This is a genomic window from Streptomyces akebiae (assembly GCF_019599145.1).
GTDB lineage: Bacteria > Actinomycetota > Actinomycetes > Streptomycetales > Streptomycetaceae > Streptomyces > Streptomyces akebiae.
In genome coordinates this window covers 2,547,476-2,561,913 of sequence record NZ_CP080647.1, presented here as the reverse complement: position 1 = coordinate 2,561,913, position 14,438 = coordinate 2,547,476, and the positions used below count along the sequence as shown (strand labels likewise).

The 14,438-nt window shown below is 69.5% G+C and carries 7 protein-coding genes and 3 pseudogenes; 8 read left to right on the top strand and 2 right to left on the bottom strand.

Going from position 1 to position 14,438, the window contains the following annotated elements; genetic code table 11:
- Nucleotides 1-5 precede the first annotated feature (5 nt).
- Complete coding sequence (locus K1J60_RS11055) at nucleotides 6-1,829, bottom strand: AAA family ATPase (protein ID WP_220646065.1); 1,824 nt, start codon at nucleotides 1,827-1,829, stop codon at nucleotides 6-8.
- Between the two features lie 573 nt (nucleotides 1,830-2,402).
- On the opposite strand from K1J60_RS11055, the gene K1J60_RS11050 reads away from it, so the two are divergent.
- The 6 genes and pseudogenes from K1J60_RS11050 (at nucleotide 2,403) to K1J60_RS11025 (ending at nucleotide 13,114) form a co-directional block, all read left to right on the top strand.
- Complete coding sequence (locus tag K1J60_RS11050; protein ID WP_259407673.1) at nucleotides 2,403-3,605, top strand: sigma-70 family RNA polymerase sigma factor; 1,203 nt, start codon at nucleotides 2,403-2,405, stop codon at nucleotides 3,603-3,605.
- 58 nt (nucleotides 3,606-3,663) lie between these two features.
- The gene (locus K1J60_RS11045) at nucleotides 3,664-6,813 is read left to right on the top strand and encodes a helicase-related protein (RefSeq protein ID WP_220646063.1); all 3,150 of its coding nucleotides are present in this window, start codon (nucleotides 3,664-3,666) and stop codon (nucleotides 6,811-6,813) included.
- The gene (gene drmB / locus K1J60_RS11040; protein ID WP_220646062.1) at nucleotides 6,810-8,693 is read left to right on the top strand and encodes a DUF1998 domain-containing protein; all 1,884 of its coding nucleotides are present in this window, start codon (nucleotides 6,810-6,812) and stop codon (nucleotides 8,691-8,693) included. The genes K1J60_RS11045 and drmB overlap by 4 nt, the downstream gene beginning before the upstream one ends.
- Before the next feature lie 5 nt (nucleotides 8,694-8,698).
- On the top strand, nucleotides 8,699-9,811 hold the full coding sequence (locus K1J60_RS11035) for a DEAD/DEAH box helicase (protein ID WP_220646061.1): 1,113 nt from the start codon (nucleotides 8,699-8,701) through the stop codon (nucleotides 9,809-9,811).
- Nucleotides 9,812-9,857: 46 nt separating this feature from the next.
- Nucleotides 9,858-11,168 (top strand): annotated as a pseudogene (locus K1J60_RS11030) (hypothetical protein).
- Nucleotides 11,169-11,458: 290 nt separating this feature from the next.
- Nucleotides 11,459-13,114, top strand: coding sequence for a PspA/IM30 family protein (locus K1J60_RS11025; protein WP_220646060.1), 1,656 nt, complete (start codon nucleotides 11,459-11,461; stop codon nucleotides 13,112-13,114).
- A gap of 76 nt (nucleotides 13,115-13,190) precedes the next feature.
- Here the strand turns inward: K1J60_RS11025 and K1J60_RS45740 are convergent.
- Nucleotides 13,191-13,298, bottom strand: a pseudogene (locus tag K1J60_RS45740) (transferase); the annotation flags it as partial.
- A 47-nt stretch (nucleotides 13,299-13,345) separates the two neighbouring features.
- Here K1J60_RS45740 and K1J60_RS11020 point away from each other — a divergent pair.
- Nucleotides 13,346-13,711 carry a hypothetical protein gene (locus K1J60_RS11020; RefSeq protein WP_259407672.1) on the top strand — a complete coding sequence of 122 codons (366 nt, stop codon included), beginning with the start codon at nucleotides 13,346-13,348 and terminating at the stop codon, nucleotides 13,709-13,711.
- Nucleotides 13,708-14,361 (top strand): annotated as a pseudogene (locus tag K1J60_RS11015) (nucleotidyl transferase AbiEii/AbiGii toxin family protein). Before K1J60_RS11020 ends, K1J60_RS11015 begins: the two are co-directional and overlap by 4 nt.
- Nucleotides 14,362-14,438 lie beyond the last annotated feature (77 nt).

Below are 14,438 nucleotides of genomic sequence, written 5' to 3'. Positions count from 1 at the left end.
CCCGGTCACGGGTGCTGCTCGCGCAGCGAGTCGAGGCCGTAGCGTGCGGTGACGTCGAGGCCCTCGCCGTAGTGGTGTTCCTCCAGGAGCGGCAGGATCTTCGTGCGCCAGGTCCGTTCGAGGCCGCCGTCGCGGTACACGCCCGGCTTCATCAGGTACGACGGCCCGATGGCGAAGTCGGCGTCGTCGATACGGGCGTTGAGAGCGTCGAGAAGGCGGGCGGGCTCCACGTCCCGGCCTTCACGCTTCAGCCAGCGCGCGAGCAGGCCGGCGGTCGGTTCGGTGCGCGGGGACAGCTCCACGAACGCGAAGCGGCGCCGCATCGCCGCGTCCACGAGGGCGATCGACCGGTCGGCGGTGTTCATCGTGCCGATCACGAAGAGGTTGGGCGGTAGCGCGAAGTCGTCTCCGGAGTAGGTGAGACGCACCGACCGCGTCCGGTACTCCAGAAGGAAGTACAGCTCGCCGAAGACCTTCGCCAGATTGGCACGGTTGATCTCGTCGATGATCAGGAAGTGCGGGACGTGCCGGTTGCCCTCTCGGAGGGCGAGATCGGCGAGTTCCCTGAGCGGGCCCGCCGTCAGCCGGAAGGCCACCTCCCTGGTCTCGGGGTCCTCCACGGGCCGGAACCCCTCGAAGAAGTCCTCGTAGGCGTACGAGGGATGGAACTGCACGATCTTGACCTGCTCCGGGCCGCCACCGAAGTACTCGGCGAGTTTCATCGCCAGATACGTCTTACCGGTGCCCGGTGGGCCGTAGAACACCAACTGCCGCTCGTCAAGGAGGAGTTCGCGCATCTCCTCCAACCAGGAGTGATCGTGGACGAGGAGGTCGGTGGCGAGTTCCTCGGTGATGTGCGGCAGCGACAGCTCGCGTTGCCCCGGTCGTTCCACGGCGGGGTGCTCGCCGGTGTCGCCGGCCGCAGCCTGGTTCGGGGGGGCACTGCGCCCTGTGAGTCCGTCGAGCGCGTCCAGGACACCGGTCAGATCGACGACGTCGTGCTGGACGGACAGCTTCTGCTGGACCTCCTCCGGCAGCTCCTCGTACGCATGGCTCCGCGGCGTCCAGGCGACGGCCCTCCGCAGATTAGACAACCCGCCCGGCGACGAGGTCTGTACTGCATCCCCGGTGATCCGCCCGATGTGCAGCCATCCGTCGCCGATGGTGGCGACGGTGTCACCGATGCGCATCTGCGTCAGGAAGGCGTGCAGTTCGTCGACGAGGCCCCGCTTCTGGTTGTACGAGGCAGCCCCCTCGTACCCGTCCTCCACGAAGCGGCGCAGCGTGCTCTTGGTCGGGTCCGTCTCCTCCAGGGGTGGCAGATGCGCGGCCGTGAGAGAGACGAAACCCTCCGTCAGCCACAGCTGCCGTACCAGGTTGTGCCCGGAGACATTGGAGCCGCGCACCAGCCACGCCTTGCGCGGGGCGCGCCAGCCTGTGGACAGATAGTCGGCGAGCGGGTGGCCCTCCGCGGTGCGCCAGGACTCGGGACCGGAGGCGTCGTAGCCGTACACGAGCGCGGCGGCGGCCGAGGAAGAGTTGCACTCGATGTCCCGAATCGCCACCCAACGGCGCTCCGCCTGCGGCAAGCTGGGATCGGCGGGAGCGTCGACGAGGCCGCCGCTCGCGCGCAGCTCCGTGCGGTTGCGGCGGGCATGGTCGCCGAGCCCGGGCCAGGCGTGGGCGTCCAGCACGGAACCCTCCCGCAGAAGGAACTTGTGGGTGCCGTTGCCGCCGAACTCGGCGAGGAGGTGCCCGCGCGCCTCACCGCCCTTGGGCAGCTTGATACGGAACTCGGGTGTACCGGGGAGGAGTTCGGGCTGGGACACGGGTGACCTTCCGGGAGTCGCGAGGCCTGGGCCAACGCGCCCAGCCTACCTGTTGACGTCGTCAAGCGATCCTACGGTAAGTAAACAAATCAATGAAACGCGTTGACAGTGTAAACGTGCCGGTTCTAGAGTGTTTGTTGTGTCCGGCCAACCCTTCGAGGGAAGTCCGGGTGCTCGAACGCTCAAGTGGGGGGCACTATGGGTGGGGAGTCGACGGCCGAGGCCAGACGGCGCACGATCGAGGCGGAGTTGCCGTCGGTCATGGAGAGGTTGAGACGTTCCGCGTCTCGTTCGGGCCTGGTGAGTCATCGGGCCTTCGCCCTGGAGGCGGATCGGCTAGGGCTCACGAGCGACGAGCAGCAGCGAAGGCTGCGCAACGGGCTCGCCGCTGTTGGTCTTCACGTGAAGCCGTCGCGCCGGAAACCGGGTCGGACCTCCGCCGCGGCACTCGTCGCTGTGCCGGACACGGGAGCCGCCAGGCCCGTGCTGCCCCCAGAGCCGCGGGGGAAGGCCGTCCCTGATTCAGCGGCCGTCCCTAGTGAAGCAGCCCGACGCCTGGCCCAGGCCCGGCGGATGCTGTCCCGCTACGCCGACGCCGACGGCACCGTCAGCAAGCTCGCCCACGACGGTGTCGTACGGCTCCACGGGCTGAGCCCCGCCGAGGGGCGCGAGTTGTCCGCCGACTTCCCGATCACCCGTCCCCGCCCGCCCGTCGCGCCTGTCCGGGCGGTGACGGCCGGTCGCACCCGGCCCACGGCGCCCGCATCCGGTGCGTCGCCGAGCGCCGCACCGGCGAAGGCGCCGGCCGGTAGGAAGCCCGACCGCTCCGCTGTTTCCGCCGAAGCCCCGCGACTGGCCGAGGCCGTGCTCGCTGCCCGGGCGGTGCTGGAGGCGGATCGGTGGCGGCGGGGCGGGGCCAAGGTGCTGCTCAAGGCGGAAGAGGAGGTCGGCCTTGCCGTACTCCTGCGCGGCGGTGAAGACCGCCTTGGCCGTAGCGACCGCCTTGGCCGCGATGTTCCGGTCGAGGAGATCGCCGCCCTGCCCCGCGACGGCGAGCGGTGGCGTGCGTACGAGTGCCTCGTCCTGCACAACCAGCGGCTCGTCTGGAAGATCGCTCTCGGCTACCAGGGACGCGGACTGGACGCCGACGATCTGGTCCAACACGGAAGCATCGGACTCCTGCGCGCGGCGCGCCGGTTCGACGCCACCAAGGGCTTCAAGTTCTCGACCTACGCGACCTGGTGGATCAAGCAGGCCATCACGAGGGCCATCGCCGACGAAGGCACCCTGATCCGACTGCCCGTGTACATCCACGAAAGGGTCAGTAAGGTCGCCGTCGCCGAGCGCAAGCTCCTGAACGAAGGCCGCCCCAGGACCGTCGACAACGTGGCGTACGCCAGCGGCCTCACCTTCGCCGAAGTGGAGGAGGTGCGCCGGATCAGCCGCCCCACCGACTCCCTGGACCGGATCATCGGCGACGACACCGCGCTTGGCGACCTGATCATCGGGCCGAGCCGCCTGCCTGGCCCTGATGTCGTTCTGATCCGCAAGGAGTTGATGGCGCGGCTGCGCGTCGTCCTGGAGGAACTCTCCGAGCGCGAGCGGCATGTGCTCGTGCGGCGCACCGGACTCGACGGTGACGACCCCAACACGTTGGAGGAGATCGGCGTCGTCTTCGGAGTCACCCGTGAGCGCATCCGCCAGATCGAATCGAAGGCCAGGGCGAAGTTCTACGGTCACGCGGCCCGCCACGGATTGGTGCCGCCGCCCCCCTGAACCCGCGCACACACCGCCGCCCCCGTTCCACTCTCCACTCTCGTCCGAAGGAACGCACATGGACCCGCGCCAGGAGCTGGTCGACTACCTCACCCGCCAGCTCGTCGGCCCCGTCGGCGGTGACGACGAGGTGCTCGACGCGCCACCGGACCGGCAGTACCTGATGGGCACGCTCTACCCGCAACAGGCCGACCGCCGGCGCCGGCTCGACCTCGCCGCCGACGACCCCGAGGCACCCGGCGCCGAGCAGGACGCCCCCGATGTGGACCCGGCCGCCGACCCCGTGCCCGAGACGAACAGCTGGCTGCCCGCGTCGCTCGGCATCAGCTTCTACACCGACGCAGTGGACGTCGAGGTCAGCTGTGCTGCCGCCCGCTACGAGACGCAGCGAGGCGAAGCCGGGCGCGGACGGCGCTGGCAGCGCATCCCCCTCACGGCCGAGACACACACCATCGGCCCCGACCGGGAGGAGGTGCCCGTCTTCGACCGCCGCGCGAAGATCCAGCTGACCCGCCGCTCCTACGGCGCGGGCACGCTCATCACCGTGGCCCTGGTCAACGAGAAACGCCACGACGGTGCCGACGACAAGGCGCCGAACTGGGACGACATGCTGTTCCAGTGCCGTCTCAGCGTCCGCCCCGCCGAGGGCGCCGTGCTGCCGTATCCCAGCGTCCGGCTCGCCAGTCGCGATCCCGAGGAACGCGAACTGCGCCTTCAGTACCGGCACGTCGTCACCCATGCCGTCGGCCACGGCTGCGCCGTCCGCGAGGACCGCGGCGAGCACGGTGATGTCGAACTCCTCACCTGCGAAGCTCTGCCGCGCGCCGAGGTACCCGCCGTCCGGGCCGGCGGCCCGCTCGACGCCCCCGCGCTCACGATCGCCCACCTGGCCGACCCAGCCGTCGGCAGGGACCAACTCCGCGAGGAACTCGCCGAGTTCGCCGCCTCGTACCACGCCTGGTACGTGGGCCAGCGATCCGTCGAGGTGCCGCCCTGGGGGCGCGAGGCCGCGGAGCGGATCCTCGACCGCGTCCGCCAGGCGGTCACCCGCATCGAGGCCGGTGTGCGTACCCTGTGCGACCCCGACCGCCCCGAACTTCTCGACGCCTTCCGTATCGCCCAGCGCGCCATGCTGCTGCAGATGCGGCACTCCGCCCCCGACCAGGCCGGGCAGAGATGGCACCGCTCCGACCCCGTGGCACTCGACCCGCCCGTCGACCCCGAGGCCACCTGGCGTCCGTTCCAGCTCGCCTTCTTCCTCCTCGCCCTCGACGGCGTCGCCGAACCCGGACACCGCGACCGTGAGACCACCGACCTGATCTGGTTCCCCACCGGTGGTGGCAAGACCGAGGCGTATCTGCTCCTGGCCGCCTTCACCATCGCCCTGCGCCGGATCCGCGGCGAAGGCGGCGGGACCACCGTGCTCAGCCGCTACACCCTCAGTCTGCTCACCACCCAGCAGTTCCAGCGCGCCGCCACCACGATCTGCGCCCTGGAGCACCTTCGCCGCACCGAACCCCAACTCGGCCTCGGCGGCGAACCCATCACCATCGGCCTGTGGGTCGGCGACACCACCACCCCGAACAAGTTCGAGGCGGCCAAAGTCGCCTTCGACGAGCAGCGCGAGGCCAGCCACCCCGAGGACGTCTTCATTCTCGACCGCTGCCCGTGGTGCGGCACCCGCATCCTGCCGCCCACCAAGTCCAGCGTCCGCTCCGACTACGGAGTCCGCGCCGAGCCGGGCGAGTTCGCCTTCCACTGCACCCGTGACGAGTGCGCCTTCCACGACCTCCTGCCCGTCGCCGTCGTCGACCAGCACCTCTACGAGGATCCGCCCACCTTCGTCCTGGGCACCGTCGACAAGTTCGCCCGGCTCGCCTGGGAGCCCGACTCCGGCAGCCTCTTCGGCGCGGGCACCGGCCACCGGCCCCCGTCCCTGATCATCCAGGACGAGCTGCACCTGCTCACCGGACCGCTCGGCACCACGGTCGGCCTCTACGAGGCGGCCATCCTGGAGATGTGCACCGGCCCGGACGGCCGCCCGCCCAAGATCGTCGCCGCCACGGCCACCATCCGGCGCTCCGCCGAACAGGTCCGAGCCCTGCACCACCAGGACGTCCAGCTCTTCCCGCCGTCCGGGCTCGACGCCCGCGACAGCTTCTTCGCCGTCCCCGACACCGGAAGCCCCGGCCGCCTCTACCTCGGCGTCATGGCACAGGGCCACACCGCCGGCCGAGGCGCCGTCGCCACCACCGCGGCCATGCTCCAGGGCGTTCACCAGCTCCCCGAGGAACACCGCGACGACTACTGGACCCTGGTCGCCTACCACCACAGCCTGCGTGAGCTCGGCCGTACGGTCACCGCGGCCGGAGACGACATCCCCGCCCAGCTCCGGGGCCTCAACGAGGGCGCGGGCACGCGCGAGCTGGTCGGCGAACAGGTGCAGCAGCTCGACAGCAGCGTGAAGCGCGCCGATCAGCCCATCCTCCTCGACCGCCTCGAAAAGCCCTGGACGGACCCCCGGTCGGTGTCCTTCCTGCCGTGCACCAACATGCTCTCCGTCGGCGTCGACGTGAAGCGGCTCGCCTACATGCTCATGCAGGGGCAGCCCAAGACCACCGCCGAGTACATCCAGGCCACCAGCCGCGTCGGCCGCCACCAGGTGCCCGGACTCGTCGTCACCTACTTCAACGCCACGCGCCCGCGCGACCGGTCCCACTACGAGACCTTCATGGACTACCACCGGGCGCTCTACCGCTACGTCGAACCCGCCAGCGTCACCCCCTGGTCCCTGCCCGCCCGCCGCCGTGCCCTGCACGCCGCGCTCGTCATCCTGGTCCGCCACCGGCTCGGCCTGGCCGCCGAGAACCGGGCCGGACGGATCACCGACCACAAGGACGAGGCAGGGAAGATCGCCGACGCCCTCGCCGAGCGCGCCGCGACCGCCGAGCACGGCGCCACAGGAGCCGACGCGGACGCCGTACGCACCGACGTACGAGCGGAACTCGGCTACCTCCTGGACGACTGGTACCGGCAGGCCGACACCGCCGCCGCCGAGGGCAAGGACCTCTACTACCGAAGTCAGGGCAAGGGCCAGCACAACCTGCTCAAGGGCTTCGAGCAGCGTTACGGCCTGTGGGAGACCCTCAACTCGATGCGCAGCGTGGACCGCGAGTGCCAGATCACCGTGACGGGAGCAGGAAAGTGAAGCGCAAACTCCGGGTCCGCCAGGCGCAGACCGTGCTGCCGTTCGGCGTGGGCGCGGTACTCGACGTCCAGGGAGAGTCGTTCGTCGCCACCGGTATCGAGAGGTGGCCGGACCTCAAGACCTCGGTCCCTTCTGAACGGCTCGCCACCCGTCTCGGCGTCAAGGGCTTCTACGCCGCGCCCCACACCCTCAACGACCGCTACGACAAGGCTGATCGTCCCGGCGTGCCCTATGTGCGCTTCCCCGGCTGGCTGTTCTGCGGCTCCTGCCGGGCCATGGTCCGCTTTCTGCGCGAGCACGAGAAGCCGGGCGAGCCACCCGTCTGCACGTCCTGCGCCGCCGCACCCCGTCTCACCCCGATGCGGTTCGTCCGCATCTGCCCGGACGGACACCTCGACGACGTCGACTGGTGGTACTGGGCCCACTTCAAGCTCGCGCCCGAACTGCGCGACTCCTGCTCCGAGTCGAAGCAGGCATGGAGGGCGCGCCGGCTCAGCTTCCGCGTCGCCGACCGCGCCTCCGGACTCGAAGCGCTCTCGGTGCGCTGCGACGCGATCAGGGAGGGCGGCAAGCCCTGCGGCGCCGAACGCGACCTCCTCGACATCCTCGGACCCCAGGGCGGACGCTGTTCCGGCCGCAACCCCTGGCAGCACTGGGACGCGAGGACTTCCTGCGGCCAGCAGGTGCACAACGTGCAGCGCACCGCCGGAAACGTCTACTACCCGGTCGTCTACTCGGCTCTCGACATCCCGCAGACCGCCGAAGCCCCGCGCGCGGAGCGGAACCTGGCGGAGGCCGTCCTGGGCCACGACTACTGGCCGCTCCTGCTCGACGCACTCGGCAAGCCCAGGGCCGACATCTTCCGCGACATGATCAGGGAGGACACCGAAGCCCCGGACAGCCTTATCGACCAGCTCGTCGCGGAGGCCACCGGCGCCTCGGCGCAGCCGTCCCCCGACCGGCACGAGTTCGGGAAGTCGGGAAAGGTCGACCTGAGCCGCGACGAGTGGTACGCCTTCGACGCCGTACAACTCCCCGAACCCACAACGGAGTTCGCGATCCGCCGCGGCGGACTCGGCCTCGACGGCGAGAAGGAGGAGCCCTGGGCCACCCTCGACACGCACATCGGCGGCATCGTCCTGGCCGACCGTCTGCGCGAAGTCCGGGCGCTGACCGGTTTCCGGCGCCATTCCCCGGGCGGCACCCTCGTACGAGCCGACACCAGCGGCCGTCTGCGCTGGCTGCCCGCGACCGAGGTATACGGCGAGGGCATCGTCCTCACCCTCGACGAACAGCGCCTCACCGCCTGGGAGAACGACCCCCGCGTACGGGCCCACGTCCACGGTGTCCGTACGGACCTCGACGCGTCGTTCCGCGACGAACAGCTCGCCGAGACGACCGGCAGCGAGCTCTCGCCCCGCTTCTTGCTCCTGCACACCGTCGCCCACCTCCTCATCCGCCAGCTCTCCTTCGACTCCGGTTACACCACCGCCAGCCTGCGCGAGCGCGTCTACGGCCGCCCCGAGTACGGCCAGCACGGACTTCTGATCTACACGGCCGCCGGCGACGCGGAGGGAACGCTCGGCGGCCTGGTCCGGCAGGGTGAGGCACCGCACTTCGCCGAGACGCTCATCCGGATGCTGGAGGCGGCCGCCTGGTGCTCCGCCGACCCGCTGTGCGCCGAGCACACCGGCCAGGGCTTCGGCAACCTCAACCGAGCCGCCTGCCACGCCTGCACCCTGCTGCCCGAGACGAGCTGCCAGACCGGCAACACCCTGCTCGACCGTGCCCTGGTCGTCGGCTCCGCCCGGGTCCCCGGCTACTTCACCGACGTCCTCACCGCGAGCCGCGAGTCCGCCGCCGCCATCGCCCAGGGATGACACCCATGACCACCGCGAACACCCCCGTGCTCCACCCCGACCTCACCCCGGCCCAGCGCGACTGCCTGGACGCCCTGCCGCTGACCGGCAACTACGTCGTCAGCGGCCCGCCCGGCAGCGGCAAGAGCCTGCTTGCCGCGCACCGCGCCGTGCACCTCGCCCTCACCGGCCGCCACACCTTCCTGATCTCGCGCTCCAACCTCCTGCGCCAGCTCCTGCGCGGAACCCTCCAGGGCCTCGCTGTCCCGGGCGCGCCCGTCGACGCCGCCACCGGACACACCTGGATCCATCGCCGCTTCGGCCACGACGCACCGCGCACCGAGGACGGCTGGTTCGACTGGGCGGAACTCACCCGTCGAGCCGCCGCCACCCTCGGGGAGGACGACGCGGCGACCCCCCATCTCGTCATCGACGAGGGCCAGGACCTGCCGCCGGGCTTCTACCGATTGGTCCGCCTCGCCGCCGCCTCCGTCACGGTCTTCGCCGACGAGTGCCAGCGCCTCACCGAGACGAACTCCACCCTCACCGAGATCACCGACAACCTCGGCCGCTCCACCGCACGTGCCGAGATCTCCGGCAACCACCGGAACACCCGCGAAATCGCTTCCCTCGCCGAGTACTTCCGCACCGGCGGCGCCCGCCCCGACCTGCCCTCGCGCGGCGGCTCCCTGCCCGTGGTGCGCCATTACATGGGCAACAAGGATCTCGCCGACGACATCGTGACCATGGCCGCCCGACAGCCGCGGCAGCGCATCGGCGTGATCGTCAACCATCTGCCCACCGCGGCCGATCTGATGAGGCGCCTCGAACGGGCCGGTCTCGCCCGCGAGCCCCAGCTCTACAGCTCGGCGGCCTCCTCCGGCCGCTACCGCGACCTGGACCTGGCCCGCCCGGGCGTCGTCCTCGTCCATCGCGCCAGCGCCAAGGGCCTCGACTTCGACACCGTCGTCGTCGCCGACGCGGAATCCGACTCCGCCACCGACCCCACGTCTGCGACGCTGCGCATGGCGTACTACGTGATGATCACCCGTGCGCGGGAGCGGCTGGTGTTGGGTTGGCAGGGAGGCCGGTTGCCGCGGCATCTGGAGGGGCTGCACGGCTGGGTGCAGATGCGGTGACGACGCCACCGAGGCTACGAACATGTGGGAAGAACAAGGGGAGACGATGACTGACGACAGCAAGGCGATCGTGCCGGTGTGGACGCTGGCGACCGGCGATGTCCGGGTGCCCGCACTGATCGGGGACGAGCCGATGACGCCTGAGCGTCTGACTGAACTCCGCGGTGTGCTGGCCGCCCTGGCCGACCAGCCGATCGCCACACTTGAGGCACATCCGCTGCCCGAAAAGGTCGACCGCAGCCGAGGCATTTCGCTCGATGCCGCGAGTCCGTTGGCGCAGCACCTGTCGCAGCTCATCACGCAGACGGCACAAGGTTCTTCCGCCGCTGCCAAGGCGACCGCCTCCGGCGAGTGCCTGTATCGCATGGTGATTCCGGCGAAGGTGGCCGCCCAGGTCGCGCAGGGCGTCGTGCGCCCGATGGCGGTGAAGGGGGCGAACGGTGAGGTCTATTCGGCACTGGTGAACTCGACGGGGTGCATCGTCAGCCAGGCGAAGCTCGTGCCGGTCGGTCCAGCGGCAGCCGCAGGCGCGGCCGGTGGCGCCGGTGCCACCGCCGGCGTCGCGGTCGCCGGCAGTGCGGCGCTCACCGTGGCCGCGCCCCTCGTGCTCATGGCCGTGGCGGTGGGGGTGAGCGCGCATGCCGACCGACAGCGCCAGCAGGCCATCGAACGCATCACGGAACTGCTGGAGCAGCTGCAGGAAGACAAGCTCAAGGATGAGCGCCGCGAACTCGACGGCTGCCGCTTCGCCATCGACAAAGCCACCGCCATCCTGCTCGACTAGGGCAAGCTCGGCGTCTCGCTGGGACTGGACTCGGCGGCGCATGCCATCGGCAAGGCGCTGATCGACGCCGCCGACCGTCTTGGTGGATGGCAGGACGCACTCGACGAACTGCCCGACGGCAAGGCCGTTGAGATCGCGACGCTGGTGAAGTCGTTCCCCGGCATCGACGACCACGGTGGCACGTTCCGCACGCATCTCGAAATCGCCGCCTTGGCCATCGCGCTGCAGCGTCGGGTCATCATTCTGCAGGCTGTCGAGCATGCCCAGAGCGACCCCGACAACGTGTTCGAGAACTTCACCCGCGAACTCAAGCGCGACCAACAGCGCCTCGATGAACTGGAGTCGGGCATCGCCGGTGTCCTGGTACGCCTGTCGGCGCTGGAGCTGGCACGCCCGAGCGGAAGGCGCCCCGTCTTCACGAGCAACGAAGTGGACCGCCTGATGCGCGTGGCACACCAGATTCGCCAGCTGGGCGACGGTGTTACGACCACCGGCCGTGCGACGGACGTGGCGATCGAGATCGCACGCGACACGGACGGCTCGGTGGTCGTGTTCCCCGCGCTGCCCGTGTAGGGGTTGTCGCGCTCGCACTCACTCGGTGAGCGGTGTGAGGCTGCCGGAAACCTCGAAGGTTGCTGTGGCTCTCAAGCTCGCGAATCACTGGTGTGCGGGGTATCGCTTCCATTCGTCGATCAAGCCGGAGGTCAGCGTTGAGACCCACTCCCTTGGTGATGCCCAGCCGCAAGCCCGCGCCGCAGGTTCCGCGATGGGGTCGGAGCGGGTTCGTCCGAGACGAGCCGCGTGCTGAGAACCCGCTGGTCTACCGGGCGGTACTACCGATCCCCGAGGACGAGCAGGAGCAGATGTTCGCCGGGGCCCGCTCGTGCTTCACCTCCTGGCTGGAGAGCAAGGACCTGGCGACGCAACTCTCTTCGGGCGTCCATCGGCTCACGGACACCTACACCCTCACCGTGACCGACTCCTACGACACCGACGGCCACCAGACCGCGCTGCGGCTTCGTCTACGGGAGAGCAAGGAGGACAAGCAGGAGGGGACTTGGCAGACGACACTCACGTCCGCAGTCGACCGTGAGTCGACAGCGGCGTACGTCGGTGTCGACCTGGAGCACTACCCCAGCCCGGGCAGACGGCAGTCCACACCGGTCCCTCCTCGGCTTGTCCGTGAGATTCTCGATCACTTCACCGTGCCGGATGGGACGATTCGGCTCTCCACGGCGCCTCACCTGATCGGCCCCGACTCGGTCGGCCAGCTCACGTCCGCCCTCACCGATCCCACGCGACAACTGCCACTGGTCCTCGTGGCGGAGCCGTCCCACGACGATCCGGCCTGGGAGGGACTGCTGACCAGGGTTGTCAGGAATCTGGTCGGAATCGCCTCAGTGTTCCGGTTGGAACGGGAGGCCGTCCCCGCCTTCCGCGACGCGGCCGGAGACCGGCACGACGTGTTCCCCGGCCAGATACGCACGTATCTTCCGGGCGTCGTCCTCGGCTCCGCCGAGGACAGTCGGCGGCACCGCCTGCTGACGTACCGGCGGCTCAGCGACCCGACCTTCCGTAACGCGGACATCCGGATCTCCAGGTACCCGCGCCAGCACGCTGCCACCACACCGCAGCCCGCCCTGCTCGCCGAGCCCGCGTTTCCAGGTATCGAGGAGGTCCTCAAGGGTCTGCGCGCGGCGCGGTCCCAGACGGCTGAGTCCTTGGGGAATGAGACCGTTGACTCCCTGCGTGCTCAGCTGAACACGGCGAACGAGACGATCGACAAAGCGCTGGAAGAGCTGAGCGAGGCTGCCAGTGCCCGGGACCTGGCGGAGCGCGGCAGACGCGCGCTCGATGAGCAGCTGAGGGACGCGACCGACCGCTACGAGGACGAGATCGCCGACCACGATGCCACCCAGGCGCAGCTGTCCGCCCTGCGCCATCAAGTGGCGTTTCTTCAGCAGAGACTGGTGGAGGCCGGCCGGGCCGAGGACGCCTACACACCTCCCGTCGAAGAGTCGACACCGATGTCCTTCGCCGAACTGAACGAACGCGTGCACGAGCGGATGAATCATCTCGTTCTGACCTACGACACGAGCAAGGCCGAGGATCTCGACGACGACATGAAGAGCTCGACCTGGGCGTCGAAGGTGTGGGACGCGCTGCTGGCGCTGGATTCCTACGGGTCGAGCAGTGCCAGTGACCAGGGATTCGACGGAACCTTTCGCGATTTCTGCGAGGCTTCCCCACAGGGCATGCGTACCTATCCGGTGACGCGTGTGGCCATGGTGGAGTCCGATTCCGTGCGCAACGACAAGAAGTTCCGGCAGCAGCGAATGCTCCCTGTACCGGCGGAAGTCGATACTTCGGGCATGGTGTTCATGGAAGCCCACATAAAGATCGACAACAAAGGAAGGATTGCGCCTCGCGTTCACTTCTATGACGACACAGCGGGCGCCACGGGCAAGGTGATAATCGGCTACGTGGGGCCGCATTTGTCCAACACTCGTACGAACTGAGTACCTTTCTCTCAGCCCGAGTGGGTTTGTCGAGTCGGCGGCAGGCGCTCCTTGGCCGTGGAGCGCAGCGCGCCGCTGCCCTGACACCGGCCGCTCGACGGGCCAGCTCCCCGTCACGCTCCACGGTCACCAGGCGGGCACCGGCGCCGAGGCCACTGTGCAGCCAAGCAGTGCCCACTCCCGAGCGGCCTGGCGAAGCTTCCCGGTCAAAGCACCTAGGAGCGATACTGGATGCATGGATGCGACGACCACCGCCCCCGCGCCCAGGTGCTGAGGGACCGCTACCGCAGCCGGCTGCCCGAGCGCCTGCAGGAGCTGGCCGGCCCCGTCGAGGGCACCGTCGACCTGCCGCTTCACATCGCCTGGTCAGGGCGGACGAGCTACAGCCTGGACCGCCCGAAGTCCCGCATGACGCTCTACCGGACCGTCCTCGCCGAGGGCCTGCGCGAGGACCTGGCGGCTTTCCTGCACCACAGGCTGCTCACCGAGCAGTGGCCCGTGCTACGTCGCTTGGTCAGCCCCTACATCCGCGAGGTCTGGGAAGATGCCTTCCCGGAGCTCCCCCGCACCGCTCCGGCTGACGCGACCGCCGCGTGAAGCTCACGCCGCTCCACGAGCGTTTCCTCTCCGACATCCTCGACCTCGGCTCCCTACCCTCTGCTCCTCACCGGTGGATACGCCGTGCAGGCCCACGGCCTGGTCGAACGCTTCAGCCGCGATCTCGACGTCGCCACCGAGAACCCCGCCCCGATGGACGAGATCGTCGCCTCCTCACAGCAGGTCTCGTAGCGCGCGGATGGCGGACCACGCATGTCCAGACCGACCCGCTCAGTGGACGGTTCCTCGTCACCGACCCGGACACTGGCGAGGAGTGCGAGGTCGACATCCTCAAAGAGGCGTTCTGGACCCCACCCGCCCAGACCCCCTACGGTCCCGTCCTCCTCCTCGACGACGTGATCGGTACCAAGGCCAGGGCCCTCGCCGACCGCGGTACCGTCCGCGACCTCATCGACGTCCAGGCGGCCTCCCGCCACCGGTCCACCGCCGACCTCGAATCTCTCGGCCGCCGCCGTGACCACGAGTTCAGCCTTGAGGACCTCTATGGCCGGCTCACCGGTGCGGACTGGTACGAGGACGAGGACTACGCCGCATACGGGCTCACCGCCCAGCAGATCGAAGAACTCAAGATGTGGGCGCTGGAGTGGGCGGAGGACCTGGGGGCGCGGATCCACGACGACCACGCCTGACAGGACTCAGGGTCGTGACGGACCCCCTATCCCGATATGGGGTAGGAGTCGCGGGTGATGTCCCGGGCGGAGTTCGT